Source organism: Streptomyces caatingaensis (assembly GCF_001187435.1).
In the GTDB taxonomy this organism is placed as follows: Bacteria; Actinomycetota; Actinomycetes; order Streptomycetales; family Streptomycetaceae; genus Streptomyces; species Streptomyces caatingaensis.
Map to the genome: position 1 here is coordinate 989115 of NZ_LFXA01000002.1, position 17832 is coordinate 1006946.

Below are 17832 nucleotides of genomic sequence, written 5' to 3' on the forward strand. Positions count from 1 at the left end.
GTCGCGTCCGGTCCTTGCGTCCTCCGGGCCCGCTTCCCGAAGCGGGCACACCCCCCTCACAGGAGGTCACGAGTTGACATCTGCACGGAAATCCGGACGGCGCGCGGCCCTGGCCGGGGTCGGCGCCGTGGTCCTGGCGGCCACCGCGCTCGGCACCCAGGGTGCCGGCGCCACGCCGTCGCCGGAGCCCCAGCACTTGACGGCCGCTCAGGCGGGGAAGCTCGCCCAGCGCATCGGCGCGGACCTCAAGGGCGCCTCGCCCGGCGCGTACTACGACGCCGCGGCGAAGAAGCTCGTCGTCAACGTGGTGGACCCCGCGTCCGCCGCCACGGTCCGGGCGGCCGGCGCCGAACCGCGCACCGTGACCCGCACCGCGCGGCAGCTCGCGGCGGCCAGACACACCCTCGACACCGACGCCCGCATCCCCGGCACCGCCTGGTCGGTCGACCCGAAGACGAACAAGGTCGTCGTCAAGGCCGACAGCACCGTGCGCGGCGCGAAGCTGGACCGGCTCACCAAGGTCCTGGCCTCGCTCGGGGACACCGTCACCCTCCAGCGCACCAAGGGCGCCTTCCGGCCCACCCTTGCCGGCGGTGACGCCATCTGGGCGCCCAGCGCCCGCTGTTCCCTCGGCTTCAACGTCACCAAGGGCGGCCAGCCGCACTTCCTGACCGCCGGTCACTGCGGCAACATCTCCAACACCTGGTCCGACCGGCGGGGCGGCTCTGCGATCGGCCGGACGGTCACGTCCGTCTTCCCCGGCCACGACTACGCCCTCGTCCGCTACACCGGCGGCACCGACCACCCCAGCGCCGTGGACCTCTACAACGGCGGCCAGCAGCCGATCACCCAGGCCGCCGAGGCCACCGTGGGCGAGAACGTGCAGCGCAGCGGCAGCACCACCCAGGTCCACGACGGCCAGGTCACCGGCCTCGACGCCACCGTGAACTACTCGGAGGGCACGGTCACCGGCATGATCGACACCTCCGTCTGCGCCGAGCCCGGCGACAGCGGCGGGGCCCTCTTCGACGGCACCTCGGCCATCGGGCTCACGTCCGGCGGCAGCGGTGACTGCTCGTCCGGCGGCGAAACGTTCTTCCAGCCCGTGACCAACGCACTGAGCGATCTCGGGGCCCAACTGCCCTGACGCGTCGCCCCGTTCGCGGGACGCGTCGCCCCGTTCGCGGCCCCCGGACCCACCCCTTCCCGCGGTCCGGGGGCCGCTTCGCGCGGTGGGGTCCGCCCCCTGCGCTGCCGCGACCGGGGGCCAGGGGGCCGCCCGGAGCCGCCGGTGGGACGCGGGGGGCGAAGCCCCGCCCGCCGCGCGGAGCGCGGTCGCGGCCCGGGGCCCGCCCCGGAAGAAGCGGTGAGACGGCGGGGTGCGGCCGACCCCTTCCCGGGCGCGCCCCGCCTGAGGGTCAGATCGTCGCCGTGTCGATCACGAAGCGGTAGCGGACGTCGCTGGCGATGACCCGCTCGTACGCCTCGTTGACCTGCTCCGCACGGATCAGCTCGATCTCCGCGGTGATGCCGTGCTCGGCGCAGAAGTCCAGCATCTCCTGGGTCTCGGGAATGCCGCCGATCATCGAGCCGGCGTACGACTTGCGCTGGGCGACCAGCGCGAACGGCGAGACGGACTGCGGCTTCTCCGGCGCGCCGAGCTGGACCATGGTGCCGCCCGTGCGCAGCAGGCCCAGGTAGGCGTCCAGGTCGAGGTCGGCCGAGACGGTGTTGAGGATCAGGTCGAAGGTGCCCGCGAGCTCCTCGAAGGTGGCCGGGTCGGAGGTCGCCCGGTAGTGGTCGGCGCCCAGCCGCAGCCCGTCGTCCTTCTTGCGCAGCGACTGGCTGAGCACGGTGACCTCCGCGCCCATCGCGTGCGCGAGCTTCACACCGAGGTGCCCCAGGCCGCCCAGGCCGACGATCGCGACCTTCTTGCCGGGGCCCGCCTGCCAGTGGCGCAGCGGGGAGTAGAGCGTGATGCCCGCGCACAGCAGCGGTGCGGCGGCGTCCAGCGGGATGCCCTCAGGGATGCGCAGCGCGTAGTTCTCGTCCACGACGATCGCCTGCGCGTAGCCGCCCTGGGTCTGCTCGCCGTCCCGCCCGGTGGCCGCGTAGGTGCCGACCATGCCGAGCTCGCCGGTGCAGTACTGCTGGAGTCCGGCGCGGCAGTTGTCGCACGTGCGGCAGGAATCGACGATGCAGCCGATGCCGGCCCGGTCGCCGACCGCGTACCGGGTGACCTCGGCGCCGACCGCGGTGACCACGCCGGCGATCTCGTGGCCGGGGACGATCGGGTACTGGCGCTCGCCCCAGTCGCCCTGGACGGTGTGGATGTCGGAGTGGCAGATGCCGGCGTACTCGATGTCGATGCGGATGTCGTGCGGGCCGAGCTCGCGGCGGGTGATCGTGGTCTTCTCCAGCGGGGCCCCGGGGGCCGGAGCGGCGTAGGCGGCGACAGTGTTGTTGCTCATGCCACCGATCATGCGGGCGGGGACGGGGGCGGGCCAGACCTCCGCCGAACCTACGCTGGCCTGTCCTACCACTGGCAGGACCACCCTGCGCCGCAGGTCACCCCGCATACTGAGAGGTATGGACCGGTCCACCGAACTGAGCGAGTTCCTCCGTTCCCGCCGCGCGCGGCTGGCACCCGAGGACGTCGGGCTGACGGCCTTCGGCGGCCGCCGGAGAGTGCCGGGGCTGCGCCGGGAGGAGCTGGCGCAGGTCGCCGGGGTCAGCGTCGCCTACTACACGCGGCTGGAGCAGGGCCGCGGGCGGAACGTGTCGGCCGCCGTGCTGGACGCCATCGCCGACGCGCTGCGGCTGACCGACGCCGAGCGCTCCCACCTCCACCAGCTCGCCCGTCCGGCCGCCCGGGCCGGGCGCGGCGCCGCACACCCCCAGCGCGTCCGGCCCGCCGTGCGGAACCTGCTGGACACCATGGACAACGTCCCGGCGTACGTGCTCGGCCGGCGCATGGACGTGCTGGCCTGGAACCGGCTCGCGGCCGCCCTGCTGGGCGACTTCGGCGCCTTCCCGGCCCAGCGCCGCAACATGGCCTGGCTGATCTTCCTCGACCCCGCCAGCCGGGAGCTGTACGCGGAGTGGGACCGCAAGGCGGCCGACATCGTCGCCCTGCTGCGCATGCACGCCGGTTCCTGGCCGGACGACCCGGCGCTGGCCTCCCTGATCGGTGAACTGTCCATGAAGAGCGACGAGTTCCGCAGGCTGTGGGCGGCGCACGACGTGCGGGACAAGTGCTACGGGGTCAAGAAGTTCCGCCACCCCGTGGTGGGCGGGCTCACCCTGCACTGCGAGACGCTGGTGCTGCCGCAGGACCCCGACCAGAGCGTCGTCACCTACCACGCCGAGCCCGGCTCCCCGTCGGCCGAGTCCCTGCGGCTGCTGGCCAGTTGGACCCTGGACGCGGCGGGCGGGGCGGGTACGGCGGACCGGGGCGCGGGGGAGCGCGAGGCGGTGCCGGGGGAGCGCTGACGCGGCTCCGGGCGCGCCGTGCGCGCCCGGGCGGCGCGCCCGTGGCCGCGCGGCGCCGGGAGTCGCCGCGCGGCCACGGGAGTCGGGGGCGGCCGCCCTCCGTGCGCCCCCGGCGTCGCCGGCGTCCCCGGCGCGGGCGTCAGCCCGCCCACTTCCCCGTCGTGAAGACCAGCGTCAGCACCGTCGCCAGCGGGGCGGCCACGCACAGGTAGGCGCCGCGCAGCCAGGGTCTTCGCACGGCCGCCACCGCGAGGGCGGTCCACAGCGGCCACCACAGCAGCGTCGCCCGCGGGACGGACATGTACCAGTACGAGGTGCCCAGCGCCCACAGGCTCAGGCCGATGTAGACGGCCTCGGGCCACCGGCGGCGCACCACCAGGAAGGCCAGCAGCAGCAGTCCCACGACCATGGCGGCCAGCTCCGCCTGGAACATCACGGCGTAACCGGTGGTGCTGGAGTGGGCGAAGGCCCCGTCCCAGGTGTGCTTCCACGCCTCCCACGGCGTGTGGAACTGCCGGTACCAGCCGCGCTCCTGCGCGTGCTTCCAGGCCATCCAGTCGCCGGTGCCGCCGTACAGGTACCAGCTGTAGGCCAGGGCGGGCAGCGCGGGGAGGACGAGCCAGCCGGCCGCGCGCCACTCCCGCCCGCGGGGGCGGGAGAGCAGGAACTGCGCGGCGAGGGCCGCCGCGACGAACAGCCCGCTGATGCGCACCGTGGTGGCCGCCGCGCCCAGCAGGCCCGCGAGCGCCCACCGGTCGCGGCGGGCGGCGAGCCAGGCGGGCAGCGCGAAGGCGAGGAAGAGCGCCTCGGTGTAGCCGGCGGCGAGGAACACCGCGCACGGCGAGACCAGCAGGAACAGCGCCGCGAGCGGCCCGGCCCGCTCCCCGGTCTCCGGCGGCAGGTGCAGCCGGGCGATCCGCGCGAGCGCGACCACGGCGACGGCCCCGGCGGCGAAGGAGATCAGCAGACCGGCCGCCGTCCAGTCGGGGACGACGGTGTGCACGGCGCGCAGGGCGAGGGGGAGGCCGGGGAAGAACGCCTCGCGGTTGTCGGGCCGGGCCGAGCCGGGCGCGCCGGGCTCGGCGAAGTAGCCGTTCTCGGCGATGCGCTGGAAGAAGCCCCAGTCCCAGCGCTCCCACAGGGAGAGGAACGAGGACGGGTGCCGGTCCTCGGGGCCGGGGGCGAAGAACCAGGCCGTGCAGTACACGGTGACCGCGACGGCGATCCGGGTCAGGACGTAGAGGCCGAGGACCGCCCGGTCCGTGGCGTCCAAGCGGCCGAGGCCGGGGAGCCGCGAGAGCGCGGTGCTTCTCCGGCGCGGGGGAGGACCGTCCGACGGCACCGCCTTCGGGGGACGCCGCCCCTGCGGCGGTGCCTTCGGTATCGGTATGCGGGCCATGCTGCGGCGCCTCCCTGACGTGCGGGTACGGGAGTGGGGGGACGCCACAGCACATCACACGGTTCCCCCGGCCCCCAAGCGGCGGTCAGCGGGCGCGCAGCGCCTCCAGCCCGTCGAGCAGCCGGGCGAGGCCGAACGCGAAGCGGCTGTCCATGCCCGGGCCGCTCAGCTCCCCGGCCAGCTCGACGAGGTGCGGATAGCGCTCGGCCGGCAGCGCCGCCAGCCGCTCCCGCGCCTCGGCGGCCGCCTCCCCCGGGGTCGCGCCGTGCTCCTCGGCGGCGGACATCGGGACGGCCTCGTGGAGGACGAAGCCCTGCACCCAGGTCAGCAGCGTGTAGGCGGCGTCCGCGGTGTCGGCCGGGCCGAAGCCGACGCCGCGCAGCAGCGCGAGGATCTCCTCCATCGGCCCCAGCGAGCGCGGTCCCGGGGCGAAGCGGCCGGCCAGCACCCGGACGGCGTTGGCGTGCGCCAGCAGGTGGGCGCGGAGCCGGTGGGACGCGACGGCGAGGCAGTCGCGCCACGCCTCCGCGGTGACCGTCCGGCCCTCGGGCAGGGGGGCGTACCCCTCCCAGAGCGCGTCGGCCGCGAGGTCCAGGAGCTCCTCCTTGTTCCGGACGTGCCAGTAGAGCGAGGCGGCCTGGACGCCGACCTCGGCGGCGACCTTGCGCATGGAGAGTCCCTTGGGCCCTTCGCGCTCCAGCAGCCGCAGGGCGGCGTCGGCCAGGTTCTCCCTGGTCACGCCGGGGGCTCCGGTTGTCCTGCGGCCTGCCATGGCGGGTGCCTCCTGCCTCGCCCGGGAACGGGGACTTGCAATCTAACACTGTTAGGTCGAAGCTTGCGGCGTTCCGCTGTCTAACGTTGTTAGGGGAGAGGTGTGGAGACCTGCTCGCCGGGCCGCAAGCGGCTCGTCCTGGCGACCCTCTGTTCCGGTCTGTTCATGGCCATGCTCGACAATCTGGTCGTCACCACCGCCCTGCCGGACATCGGCCGGGACCTGCGCGCCGGGACCGCCGGACTCCAGTGGGTGGTGGAGGCGTACGGGCTCGCCTACGCCGCGCTGCTGCTCGGCGGCGGGGTCCTGGGCGACCGCCTCGGCCGCCGGCCCGTCCACGCGGCCGGGCTCGCGCTCTTCGCCGGCGGCTCGGCGCTGTGCGCCCTGGCCGGGAGCCCGCCGGCGCTGATCGCGGGCCGGGCCGTGCAGGGCGTCGGGGCGGCGCTGATCACCCCCGGCTCCCTCGCCATCCTGCGGCACGTCTTCACCGGGGAGCGCGAGCGGGCCCGGGCGATCGGCGTCTGGAGCGGGGTGTCCGGCTCGGGCCTCGCCCTCGGTCCCGTCGTCGGCGGACCCCTCGTCGACCACTTCGGCTGGCCCGCGGTCTTCTGGATCAACGTGCCCGTCGGCGCGGCCGGCCTGCTGCTCGCGGCCCGTGTGCTGCCCCGGATCCCCCGCGCCGGCGCCCGGCCCGACCCGGCCGGCCAGATCACCGTCGCCACCGGCCTGGGGGCGCTGGTGTACGCCCTGGTGGAGGGGCCCGTACGGGGCTGGGGCGAGGCCCGCGTCCTCGGCGCCGGGGCCGTCGCCGTCCTCGCCCTCCTGGCCTTCGTCCTCGTCGAACTGCGCGTCCCCGCACCGATGCTGGACCTGCGGCTGCTGACGGACCGGGTCGCCGGCACCGCCGCGTGGGCGGCGTTCGTGACGGCCTTCGGTTTCTTCGGGCTCGTGGTGTACCTGGCCCTCCACCTCCAGTACGTGCTGGGCCTCTCGCCCACCGAGGCGGGCCGGGCCCTGCTTCCGGCCACTCTCACGACGGCCGTCGCCTCCGTCGCCGCCGGGCGCGCGGCCGCCCGCTTCGGGCCGCGGCCGCCGCTCACCGCCGGGCTCGCCCTGCTCGCCGCCGGCCTCGCGGCCTTCTCCGCGTACGGAAGCGGCGCGCGCTACGCGGAGTTCGCCTGGGTCCTGGTCGTCCTCGGCGCCGGGCTCGGACTCACCCTCACCCCCGTCTCCATCGCCGTGACCACGGCCGTTCCCGCGCGGCGGGCGGGCATGGCCGCCGCCACGCTCGCCATGGTCCGCGAGGTCGGCGGCGTGGCCGGAGTCGCCGTCATGGGCGCCGTGCTGACGGCCCGTCTCGCCGCCGCGCTGCGCGAGCGGCTGCCCGCGGCCGGCGGGACGGACGCCGGGGAACTCGCCCGCGCGGTCGCCGCGGGCGGCGGCCACGGCCTCGGCCGGACCGCGGAGCTGCCCGCCCGTACCGCACACGCCGTCAACACCGCCCACGTCACGGGCCTGCACACCGCCTGCCTGACCGCGGCCGCCCTCCTCGCGGCCGCCGCGGCGGCCGTCCACCTGCTGATGCGGAGGCCCCCGCGGCCGGCCGCGGCCGAAGAGGCCGGGGCGCTGGTGCGCCGTTCCTGACGGCCCGCTAGTGTTCGCCGAACGGAAGCCGGAACCACACGCGTTCACCCGTTCTTGGGGCGAGGGTGGGAACGGGTGGGTCCGGCCGTGGCGGGAGGGGAACCCTGAGCGGGGGAACTCCCTCTCCCCAGCCGAACCGAGCAGAGGCGGACACAACCCGAATGCGGGGGCAGTTGATGACATCAAGAGTCGCACAGCGACGCTCGTCGGTCGTGCGGAAGACGGCCCGGGGCGCGGTGGCGGCGCTCACGGCCGGGATCGTGCTCACGGGTACCGCGTGGTCGGCCCAGGCCGCCCCCGCGGCCCCCGCCACCCCGGCCGCGCCCGATTGCGGCGCGCTGCGCGCCGCGGCGGCCGCGCCCGGGGCGGCGGCCGCCGCGGCGGCCGGTGACGGGACGCCGTCCCTGTCGCGCTCCGCCACCACCGGCAAGGTCTCCTTCACCGTCGCCAACGCCCAGGCGCCCATCGGCCTGTGGTCGAAGGCGGCCCTGACCCTGCGCACCCCGGTCACCAAGGGCACGGCGCGGCTCGACCTCGCCAGCCACGGCTTCAGCACCGACTCGGTGACGGTCCAGCGCTACGTTCCCGCCCGGCACGCCTGGGTGGACCTCGACTCCCGCTCCGGCGGCGGGAGCTGGCCGCAGCGCGGCACCCTCACCTTCCCGGTCTCCGCCAAGGACGCGAGCGCCCGCCACCCGTACTCCGTGGCGCTGCGCTTCCAGGACCTCGACCGGCCCGGCCGTCTCACCGTCAACGCCTCCGTCACGGACGGCCGCGGCCGCACCCTCCGGGCCCCCGCCCGCACCGTGACGGCCACCCGGCCCCAGGTGAGCGTGGGCGGCTGGCAGGGCACGCCCGCCCTGACCCGCGGCGGCGCGGCGCGGACCTTCACCCTCACGGTCCGCAACACCACCAACCGCGCCTACCCGGCGCTGGGCGCCACCTACTTCGCCTACGGAGCGGGCAAGCAGCACGCGCTCACCCCGAAGGACCTGCTGCTCCAGCAGTACCGCCCCGGCCGCGGCTGGGAGAGGGTCGACCTGACCGCCGGCGGCTGCGACCCGGGCATGGGCGCGACCCTGCGTCCGGGGAAGAAGGTCCTCGCACCGGGCGCCACGGCCGTCTACCGGCTGCGGCTGTCCGTCGCCAAGTCCGCGCCGCGCGACGTGGTCAAGGCCGACAGCGGGATCTCGGTGAACAACGGCGACCAGTCGTTCTTCTCCCGCCGGCTGCTCTTCACCGTCCGCGGCGCCCGGTAGCGGCGGCGGACGGGAGCGGACGCGACGAGCCGTCCGGGGCGACCCGGGCGGCTCGTCGGTTTCCTGACGGGGAATGGCGACGGTGAAACGGTACGGTTCGGTGAAATTCGTCCGAAATGCCCGACACCAGGAACCGTCATGTTCAAGGGATTCAAGAACTTCATCATGCGCGGCGACATCGTCGTCGTCGCCGTCGGACTGATCATCGCGCTGGCGCTGAGCAACCTCATCAAGGCCTTCACGGACTCCGTGATCAACCCCGTCATCGCCAGCGCCCAGGGCGGCCACGCGTTCGGCCTGGGCTGGCAGCTCGGCCGGACGGGGAACAAGGCCACCTACCTCGACATCGGCGCGTTCATCTCGGCGGTCGTCTACTTCCTCATCTTCATGGCCGTGGTCTACTTCCTCATCGTCGTGCCCTACCGGCACGTCCAGGCCCGCCGCGGCGTCACCGTCTTCGCCGAGCCCCTCCCGGTCAGAACCTGCCCCGCCTGCCTCTCGGAAGACGTCCCGACCGCCGCCACCCGCTGCCGCCACTGCTGCTCCGACCTGCCCCCCGTCGGCACGATGCCGCCGTCGTCGCCGCCGCCCGCGGGACGCTGACGCCGCGTCGGGCGACGCCTCCGCCCGCGTGCGCGGGGGCGTCGCCGCCGGGGCGCGGGCGCGCACGGCCTGCCTGGGTGGCGTGGAGCCCGCTGCGGGCGGGGGTCGGTCCCGTGCGGTCGGGCACCTGCCACCGGCCGCGTGGGCCGCTGCCCGGAGGGCGCCGGGAGGCCGGGGCGTCGTGGCGTTGCGCGCGAGACCGCTCGTCGCGCGATCAGGGTCCTTCGGGAACGCGGGTTGGCCGTGACCGACTGGGGCAAGGGCAGCCGCGTCGGCGACGATGTACGTCCTGTCGGTGAGGGCTCAGCCGCCGAATCGGCCCCCCTGGTCGGTTCCTGCCCCAGTGTCCGTTCTGGGTGGCACTTGCCTATGCTTTGTCATGGCTGCCTGCCTCTTTCAGGTGGTCCATGCCCCCGGGCGTTCGCCGCGTCGCGGGGGTGCCTGCGTCTGGCCAGCCAACCGGAGCGCGGTGAGCAGGACCACGGCAGAACTGCCGCAGCTGGGCTGCACGTTGGCTGCACGGACTACCCTGACCAGGGAAGGCGGCAGCCGGACGGAGTACGGGCATGGCAGGCAAGCGGAAGCGCCTGGCACAGCGCCGGAAGACATGCGGCCATCCGCGAACTCTCGCAGAACCTCATCGCGTTGGACAATGAAACGAACGGCTTACCGATCGCAGACGTGGCTGCGCGCTCCTTCAAGAAGGTTCACCCTCGCCTAGGGGAAGGTGACTACGATCGGAAAAAGGAACGCGACATCCAGGCAGCGGCAGCCGAATTGGCCGAAGTTGCGGGATGGGCGCTGTTCGACGCTGAAAAACACAGTGCTGCCCGTAGGTCCCACCAAGAAGCCCTGTTCTTGGCAAAGCTTTCAGGGGACCGAGCGATTGAGCTACTGGTCATGCAGAACATGGCCATGCAGGCAGGGTGGACAGGGCGCCCCCGTGAAGAATTGGCAATTGCGCGATCCGTCATCGAGCAAGGGCGCATCTCCCCCCGCGTCGAAGCCATCTGCAGGGTTCGCGAAGCGAAAGGGTTGGCCGGGTCCGGGCAGGAATCGGAAGCCGTTCGATCCTTCGATCTTGCCCGTTCCCTCCTCCAAGACAGTGAGCGGAGCAGTGATCCCGCCTGGACGTGGTGGGTTACTACTGACGAGATTGATGCTGCCCGCACGCTTGGATTGCTCAGTAATGCCGCACAAAACGGGAAGTCCATGAACGCGGCCCCACGTAACCTACGGGATGCGCTGGCTCACATCGAATCCGTAATAGGGGAAGACCCATCGAAATCTCATGACAATGAAGGTCCCTGGCGGTCAGTCCCACACGTCCGAGTCGTCGTCCTCTCGGGTTCCGGGGCGGTGATGGCTGTGCGGGAACCCGGCGACAGTCCGAAGTTGCGTATGTAACAGGCAAGTTGGGTGCGGAACCGCCCTGCGATCGTTGCCGCGCCGTTCTTCACGGTTCCGCGCTCGGCGGTCACCGTCAGCCCGCGTTCGGACAGGTCCCGCTCGGCATGGTCGCTACAGGCGACGTACACGCACGGATCCTGCAACCTGGATCACCCAAGGAAACTGCGGTTCGCCGGCTGCTCCCAAGTGGGCTCCCGCGACGCGGGGAAGGACGCAACCCCCTCAACCGAGGGGGTTTCGTTGGGGGGATCGCACTGTCCTCCGTGCACGGCCCAGTTCGACGGGTCGGGGCATTCTGTCGTCCGCACGGGGCATACGCTCACCCGCCGGCGATACGCCTACGCCCGACGTCTTCGACGCCGACGCGTCAAGGCCTACGGCTTCGCGGAGGCCGTCTCCGGCGCCGGAGACGATGCCAAGAGCGGCAGCGGCAAGGTCGTCTGCCTCGCGCCGCCGCTCCGGGCTGGTCGTCTCATCGGCCAGGACCGAGAGGCGCACGCAGTGGACCCCTCGCAGGGTCTCGGTGGAGACGGTGTTCGTGAGAGGGTTCTGGAGCTTCCCCATCCCCTCTGTTCTGTGGGAGCCCCTCTGTTCTGTGGGGAGCAAACCTTGCCGCACTCCGCTGACCTGCGACGATGTCGCCATTCGTGATCACTCCAGAAGTACCGGTCCGGAGCTTCGGGAGAAGGGCAGGGCGGGGGATCCATGGGGGTGCCAGGCACGGGCAGCCCCCGGCGGCCAGCCCCCCGGCGCCGTCAAGGCGCGCTCCCTTGGCGGGGCTCCTCAGCCGGGGACGCCCATGGCCCGTTCGCGGGGCCGTGAGGACGCCCGGTGTGCCGTCGCGCGGGCCCGGGCGCCGGTGACCAGGGCGCCGAGGGAGAGGACGAGGGCCGCGCAGCCCGTGAGCAGCCACCAGGCCGGGCCCGCCGCGGTGGTGAAGGCGGTGAGGCCCGGGGCGGCGCCGGCGGGGAGGGAGGCGGCGAGGGCCGCGCCCGCCAGGGCGACGCCGAGGGACACGCCGACGCGGCAGCTCGTCGTGCTGACCGCGGAGGCGACGCCCGCGCGATCCGGCGGCATGCCCGCGACCGCCAGGTGCGTGGCCGGTACGTCCACCAGGCCGATCCCGGCGCCCACGCACGCCGAACCGGCGAGGAACGGCAGGGCCGCCGGGCCCGGGCCGGACAGGGCCGGCAGCAGGGTGCCGGCGGTCAGCGCCGCGCCCGCCAGGACGAGAGGCGGGCGGGGGCCCCGCCGGGCCAGCAGCCGGCCCGCGAGCGGGGCGCAGGCGACCGTCGCCAGGGGCAGGGGCAGCGTCCACACGCCGGCGGCCAGCGGGGAGAGCCCCCGGGCGTCCTGGAGGTAGAGGGTGCCGAGGAAGAGGTACCCGCCCAGCACCGCGAACGCCCCCAGCGAGACGACCACCGCGCCGCTGAACGGCGCGCTGCGGAAGAACCGCGGATCGATCAAGGGGTCCGCCCGGCGGCGCTCGTACGCCACCAGCCCGGCCAGCGCCCCCGCGGCGACGGCCACGGCGGCCAGGACGGCCGGCGCGCGGAACCCCCGGTGCGGCGCGTCGATGATCGCGTACGTCAGCGGGCCCAGCAGGGCGATCACCAGCAACTGGCCGACGACATCGAAGCGGCGCCGCACCGCGGCCCGCGACTCCGGCAGCCGGCGCGCCGCCAGGACCAGCGCGCCCAGCCCCACCGGCAGGTTGATCCAGAAGACCGACCGCCAGCCGGCCGCCGACACCAGTACCCCGCCCAGCAGCGGACCCGCCGCCATGCCGATGGCGAACGAGGCGGTCCACACGCCGATGGCCCGCGCCCGCCGCGCCCGGTCCGGCGCGACGTGGCTGATGACCGACAGGGACACCGGGGCGAGCGCCGCCCCGCCCAGCCCCTGCACCGCCCGGAAGGCGATCAGTTCCCCGGTCGAGGACGCCAGGCCGCACAGCGCCGAGCCGGCCGAGAACAGGGCGAAGCCCGCCAGCAGGACCCGCCGCCGGCCGGTCCGGTCGGCCGCCGACCCGGCGAACATGATCAGCGAGGCGACCAGCATGTTGTACGCGTCGAGCGTCCACTGCATGCCGGCGACGGACGCGTGCAGCTCGCGCTGGACGGCCGGCAGGGCCACGTTGAGGGCCGTCGAGTCGAGGCCGACCATGAGGACGGCCGCACAGCACACCACCAGCGCCGGGCCGAAGCGGCCCGTCCGCGTGCCGTCCACGGTCACCCCTCCCGGAGGACGCGCTCCGGCACCGGCTCCGGCACCCGACGGGCCGGCGGGTCGCCCGGGTCGCCGAGGTACAGCACGTACAGGACCAGCGGCCCGGGGCCCTCGTTGACCCCGAGGTGCGCGGTGTCCGGCCCGCTCGGCTCGACGAGCGCCTCCCCGGCCGCGTACCGCACCGGCCCGCCGCCGTCGGCCTCGTACCGGGCGAGCGTGCCCTCGGCGACCACCGCGAGCAGCCGCCCGTCGTGGTAGTGCCACCCCGTCGAACCGCCCGGCGGCACGGTCAGCCGGCGGAAGGCGAAGACCTCCGGAGCCCGGAAGCGCAGCTCGGCACCCGTGCCGCAGCGCCCGGTCGCCAGCTCGTCCACGACCGGCCGCCGCGCCGGCCCGCCGCCGTTCAGCCGGATCCGCCGCGGATTCGCCCGGCAGCCCCGTGCGGCGGATCCGCGGCGGGCCCGGGGGAAGGCCCGGTGGAAGGAATTCCTCGGCGAAGTCACGGTATCTCCCGGTGCGTTGGTGCGAAAGACGTGGAATGCCCGGTGAATTCCCGTCCAGGCTAGGCCGGCGGTCATCCGGCCCCCATCCCCCGATGAGGGGGCGGACCAGCGGAAACAGCGTCCACCGATCGGAGGGCGAACGGGCCGCGGAACCGCCGTGACGATTGGCCGGAGGGCCGCGCGGGAACAATCACAAAGGCCCGGACAACGGCGGCACCACACCGTCCGACCTGCCGCGGGAGCGAGCGGACGGCCGGCATTCGGGCCGCACAGCGAGAAACGGGAAGACCTCATGGACACGAACGCCGAGCAGGATCCCAGGAACAGGCGGTACGACCCCGCCGCATTCGGGGAGTGGGCCTTCGTCCAGTTCCCGATCGGCATCGCCGTATATGACCGGGACAATCGGCTCGTGCGGGTCAACGACGAAATGGTCCGGCTGGTGGGCATGACCGAGGAGGAGATGCGCGGCCGGCGTATGACCGAATTCCTCACCGGCCAGCCCTTCGAGGAGTTCGCCGAGATCGCGGCCCGCGTCCTGCGCACCGGCGACCCCGTCCGCACCGACAACTACTTCCCCGCCCCCGGCGACGGCCACGAGCGCGCCACCGCGTGCTTCTTCACCCCCCTGACCGACGGCGACGGCGCCGTCCAGGGCGTGTCCATCGCCGCCCTCGACATCACCGAGGAGTACCGCGCCCAGCAGCGGCTGGCCCTGGTCGGCGACGCGTCCGCGCGCATCGGCACCACCCTGGACGCCACCCGCACCGCCGTCGAGCTGGCCGAGGCGACGGTCGGCCGCTTCGCCGACGCGGTCGGCGTCGACCTCCTGGAGTCCGGCACCCCGGCGGCCGCCCCGGTGCTGCGCCGCACCGCCTGGCGCACGGTCGCGGACGGCCCCGCCCCGCCCGCCGCCACGGCCTACACCGTGCCGCCCGGTTCACCGCCCGCCCTCGCCCTCGCCTCCGGGAAGCCCTCCCTGCACGGCATCGACGAACCCGGCGTCCGGGAGTGGGCCGAGGCGTGCGGCCTCCTGTCCGGTACGGCGGGCGACGGCCACGACAGGACGGACGACGGCCGGGGCAAGGCCGACGGCGTCCACTCCCTGCTCCTGCTGCCGCTCAACGCCCGTGCCTCCGTCGTCGGCCTCGCGCTGTTCGCCCGCTCGGGCACGACCGAGCCCTTCGACGCCCACGACCTGCCGCTCGCCGAGGAGATCGGCGCCCGCACCGCCGTGTGCATCGACAACGCCCACCGCTACGCCCGCGAGCGTTCCGTCGCGCTCACCCTCCAGCGCAGCCTGCTGCCGGCCCGCCTGCCCAGCCACAGCGCCGTCGACGTCACCTCCCGCTATCTGCCCGCCACTTCGCAGGCCGGGATCGGCGGCGACTGGTACGACGTCATCCCGCTCTCCGGCGCGCGGGTGGCGCTCGTCGTCGGCGACATCGTCGGGTACGGGCTCCAGGCGTCCGCCACCATGGGCCGGCTGCGGGCGGCCGTCCGCACCCTCGCCGACATCGACCTGCCGCCCGACGAGCTGCTGACCCACCTCGACGACCTCGTCCTCCAGCTCGGCCAGGACCGCGCCGCCGAGGGCGACGAGCCGCGGGAGATGGGCGCGTCCTGTCTGTACGCGGTCTACGACCCGGTCACCCGCCACTGCGTGATGGCCCGGGCCGGCCACCCGCCCCCCGTGCTGGTGACGCCCGGCGGCCCGGCCCGCTTCGTGGACCTGCCGAGCGGCCCCCACCTGGGCGTCGGCGGGCTGCCCTTCGAGTCGCTGGAGCTCGAACTCCCCGAGGGCAGCCTGCTCGCCCTCTACACCGACGGCCTCGTCGGGGGCGACGGCCCCGAGCCGGGCTCCGGGTCGGAGACGCTGCGGGAGATGCTGGGCCGCTCGTCCGGTTCGCTGGACCGCACCTGCGACCAGGTGCTCGGCGCGCTGCTCCCGGAGCGGCCCGCCGACGACATCGCGCTGCTGCTGGCGCGCACCCGGGCGCTGGACCGCGGGCAGGTCGCGGACTGGGAGCTGCCGCCGCACCCCTCCTCGGTGGCCGACGCGCGCAAGCGCGTCCTCGGCCAGCTCGAGGAGTGGGGGCTGGAGGACCTCGCCTTCACCACCGAGCTGGTGGTCAGCGAGCTGGTGACCAACGCCATCCGGCACGCCGAACCGCCCGTCCGGCTACGGCTGATCCGCAACGGCGCCCTCATCTGCGAGGTCTCGGACGGTAGCAGCACCTCGCCGCGCATGCGGCGGGCCCGGGCGTTCGACGAGGGGGGCCGGGGCCTGCTGCTGGTGGCCCAGCTGTGCCGGCGCTGGGGGACGCGGTTCACCGCCGGCGGCAAGACGATCTGGGCCGAGCAGCCGCTGACCGGAGCCGTGTGAGGGGCGGCCGGACGTGCGACCGGCCCGGCGGGTGTGAGCGGCCCCGCCGGGCCGGAGCCGGAACGGCGCCGGTCAGTGCCCGGCCGACGGGGTGTTGGCCGCGGTCACGTTGACCGCCGCCCACGCCTTGTCCACGGCCTTGTACTCCGTGCCGCCGGAGCCGTAGATGTCCGCGGCCGCCTGGAGGGTGGCGGTGCGGGCCTGGTGGAAGTCGGTCGTGGAGACCATGTAGCGGGTGAGCGCCCGGTAGAAGATCTGCTCCGCCTTGTCGCGGCCGATCCCGGTCACCGTCGAGCCGTCGTAGGTGGGGGAGTCGTACGCGACCTTGCCGATGGTCTTCTTGCCGCTGCCCTCGGCCAGCAGGTAGAAGGCGTGCGACGAGACGCCCGAACCGGCGTGCACCTCGCGGTCGTAGGAGCCCTTGTCCCAGTAGTCGACCGTGCCCTCCAGCCTGTCGAGCGAGGGCTTGTCCAGCCGGCGCAGGAACTGCTGGTCGAGGCCGAGCTTCTCGCCCAGCAGGTAATTGGGCGGATTCTCCGGGTTGTTGGTCCTGAACTCCATGCCGGAGCCGAAGATGTCGGCGAACGACTCGTTGAGGGAGCCCGCCTCGCCGAACTGGTTGCCGGCCGCGTCGACCCGGGTGGGCTGGAAGTTCGCGGTCGCCCCGATCACGCCGTGGGAGAGCTCGTGCCCGGTGACGTCGAGGGCCACCAGCGGCTGCTTGAACGTTTCTCCGTCCCCGTCGCCGTAGAGCATGCAGCCGCAGTCCGGGGACCAGAAGGCGTTGCCCACCTTGTCGCCGAAGTGCACCAGGGCGCCGGGGCCCTTGCCGTCGTTCTTGACGCCGTTGCGGCCGAACACGCTCTTGTAGTAGTCGAACGTGCTGGTGATGCCGTACTGGGCGTCCACGGCGGCGCTCACCGGGTCGGACGCCGTGCCGTTGCCCCACCGGTTGGTGCTGTTGGTCAGCGCCTTGCCGTCCGCGAACCTCTCCAGCTCCTTGCCGCCCGCGTCGCGCGTCTCGGCGTCGCCGCGGCTGGGGTCCTTGAGCGTGAAGGAGTTCTGCGCGGTCTGCGTGGTGGTCAGCTGGAGCGAGCCGTCGAAGATCGAGGCGCCCGTGCCCGTGGCCTGGGCGGGGAAGCCCGTCGTCGACGTGCCGGCGGGGGCCTTCGGCGTGGCGGTGGCGCCCGTGCGCGGGGCGGCCGTGCGGCCCTTGGCGCGCAGCGCGGCCTTGAGCTTCGGGGAGATGAACGCGTCGGTCAGCGGGGTGGTGGAGAGGACCTCGCCCGAGGAGGCGTCCACGGTCACGGCGCGCAGCGCGCCCTTCTCGGCCGCGTGGCCGCCGGTCACGGTCACCCGGTAGGCCAGGACGGCCTTGCCGGCGGTGGCGTCCACGACCAGCTCCGCCTTCCCGGCGGTGCCGCGGGCCGACGCCGCGGCCTTCGCGGCGGCCTGACGCTCCGTCAGCTTCGGGGTGACGCTGGGAACGGCGACCCGGTGGCCGACGGCGCGGGTCGCGCCCAGGTAGCCGCCCTTGGCGTCGAGGTGGACGACGAGGTCGCCGCCGACGACCGGGACGCCCCGGTAGGCCCGTTCGAAGCGGACGTGGCGCTTGCCCTCCGGGTCGACGAGGGCGTCCTTGACGACGAGCGTCTCCTTGGCGCCGACGCCGGTGTCCTTGGCGTGGGCGGTGGCCGCGGCGCGGGCCGCCTTCACCACGTCGGCGCCGGCGGCCTGGGTCGCGCCGGCGCCGCCGGCCCGGGCGGAGGAGACGGGGGCGCCGGGTGCGGACGGTCCTGCCGGGGCGGCGGTGGCCGCGCCGGCCAGGGTCGCCGCCGCTGCCACCGCGACGGCGACAGTCAGTATTCGTCCGCGAGTTGTGGGGGATGTACGCACTGTTCGCGCCCTTTGCGTAGTGGCGGCCCGGCGCGTGGCCGGGCCGCCTGGCTTCGGGCGGTGCTGTCACTTGTGCACCGCGGGACCCTGTGGTCCCGCGCCGAACCTGCCAGCGTTGGCATGCGCATGAGAAGAGAGTTCACCTGGTGTTAACACAGGTGATCAACTTTTTTACACGAGATCGACAATGGGTGAACAGGGTGCGACTTCCTGTCCACTTGTCCTCGTGGACCGCTCAA

Annotated in this window: 14 protein-coding genes; 7 read left to right on the forward strand and 7 right to left on the reverse strand. The window is 74.1% G+C overall.

The annotated features are described in order from the left end of the window. Positions 1-73 precede the first annotated feature (73 nt). The gene (locus tag AC230_RS04995; RefSeq protein WP_049714674.1) at positions 74-1147 is read left to right on the forward strand and encodes a S1 family peptidase; all 1074 of its coding nucleotides are present in this window, start codon (positions 74-76) and stop codon (positions 1145-1147) included. A gap of 271 nt (positions 1148-1418) precedes the next feature. Here the strand turns inward: AC230_RS04995 and AC230_RS05000 are convergent, their stop codons facing one another. Beyond that, complete coding sequence (locus tag AC230_RS05000) at positions 1419-2471, reverse strand: NAD(P)-dependent alcohol dehydrogenase (protein ID WP_049714675.1); 1053 nt, start codon at positions 2469-2471, stop codon at positions 1419-1421. Between the two features lie 118 nt (positions 2472-2589). Here AC230_RS05000 and AC230_RS05005 point away from each other — a divergent pair, with 118 nt between their 5' ends. Next, positions 2590-3492: a helix-turn-helix domain-containing protein gene (locus AC230_RS05005; protein WP_053160992.1), complete on the forward strand. Its 903-nt coding sequence runs from the start codon at positions 2590-2592 to the stop codon at positions 3490-3492. Positions 3493-3631: 139 nt separating this feature from the next. On the opposite strand, the gene AC230_RS05010 is transcribed toward AC230_RS05005, so the two are convergent. Continuing rightward, positions 3632-4891, reverse strand: coding sequence for a mannosyltransferase family protein (locus AC230_RS05010; protein WP_107082046.1), 1260 nt, complete (start codon positions 4889-4891; stop codon positions 3632-3634). An 85-nt stretch (positions 4892-4976) separates the two neighbouring features. Further along, on the reverse strand, positions 4977-5630 hold the full coding sequence (locus AC230_RS05015) for a TetR/AcrR family transcriptional regulator (protein WP_049714676.1): 654 nt from the start codon (positions 5628-5630) through the stop codon (positions 4977-4979). A 135-nt stretch (positions 5631-5765) separates the two neighbouring features. On the opposite strand from AC230_RS05015, the gene AC230_RS05020 reads away from it, so the two are divergent. The 4 genes from AC230_RS05020 to AC230_RS33430 all read left to right on the forward strand — a co-directional run bounded on the left by AC230_RS05020 (position 5766) and on the right by AC230_RS33430 (position 10576). Beyond that, positions 5766-7307, forward strand: coding sequence for an MFS transporter (locus AC230_RS05020; RefSeq protein WP_049714677.1), 1542 nt, complete (start codon positions 5766-5768; stop codon positions 7305-7307). Between the two features lie 212 nt (positions 7308-7519). After that, positions 7520-8566, forward strand: coding sequence for a hypothetical protein (locus tag AC230_RS05025; protein WP_078870952.1), 1047 nt, complete (start codon positions 7520-7522; stop codon positions 8564-8566). 138 nt (positions 8567-8704) lie between these two features. Continuing rightward, entirely contained in the window at positions 8705-9169 is a 465-nt protein-coding gene (locus AC230_RS05030) for a large conductance mechanosensitive channel protein MscL (protein WP_049714678.1), read from the forward strand. Between the two features lie 645 nt (positions 9170-9814). Next, positions 9815-10576, forward strand: coding sequence for an NsdA family TPR-like regulatory protein (locus AC230_RS33430; protein ID WP_241833117.1), 762 nt, complete (start codon positions 9815-9817; stop codon positions 10574-10576). On the opposite strand, the gene AC230_RS30735 is transcribed toward AC230_RS33430, so the two are convergent. The 3 genes from AC230_RS30735 to AC230_RS32410 form a co-directional block, all read right to left on the reverse strand. After that, positions 10459-10707, reverse strand: coding sequence for a P27 family phage terminase small subunit (locus AC230_RS30735; RefSeq protein WP_241833074.1), 249 nt, complete (start codon positions 10705-10707; stop codon positions 10459-10461). The two genes, AC230_RS33430 and AC230_RS30735, sit on opposite strands and share 118 nt — an antisense overlap. A 655-nt stretch (positions 10708-11362) precedes the next feature. After that, the gene (locus tag AC230_RS05035; RefSeq protein WP_053161035.1) at positions 11363-12808 is read right to left on the reverse strand and encodes an MFS transporter; all 1446 of its coding nucleotides are present in this window, start codon (positions 12806-12808) and stop codon (positions 11363-11365) included. Between the two features lie 2 nt (positions 12809-12810). Next, positions 12811-13311: a cupin domain-containing protein gene (locus tag AC230_RS32410; protein ID WP_053160993.1), complete on the reverse strand. Its 501-nt coding sequence runs from the start codon at positions 13309-13311 to the stop codon at positions 12811-12813. A gap of 292 nt (positions 13312-13603) precedes the next feature. On the opposite strand from AC230_RS32410, the gene AC230_RS05045 reads away from it, so the two are divergent. Beyond that, on the forward strand, positions 13604-15697 hold the full coding sequence (locus AC230_RS05045) for a SpoIIE family protein phosphatase (protein ID WP_049714679.1): 2094 nt from the start codon (positions 13604-13606) through the stop codon (positions 15695-15697). Positions 15698-15769: 72 nt separating this feature from the next. On the opposite strand, the gene AC230_RS05050 is transcribed toward AC230_RS05045, so the two are convergent. After that, complete coding sequence (locus AC230_RS05050) at positions 15770-17542, reverse strand: M4 family metallopeptidase (RefSeq protein WP_078870953.1); 1773 nt, start codon at positions 17540-17542, stop codon at positions 15770-15772. Positions 17543-17832 lie beyond the last annotated feature (290 nt).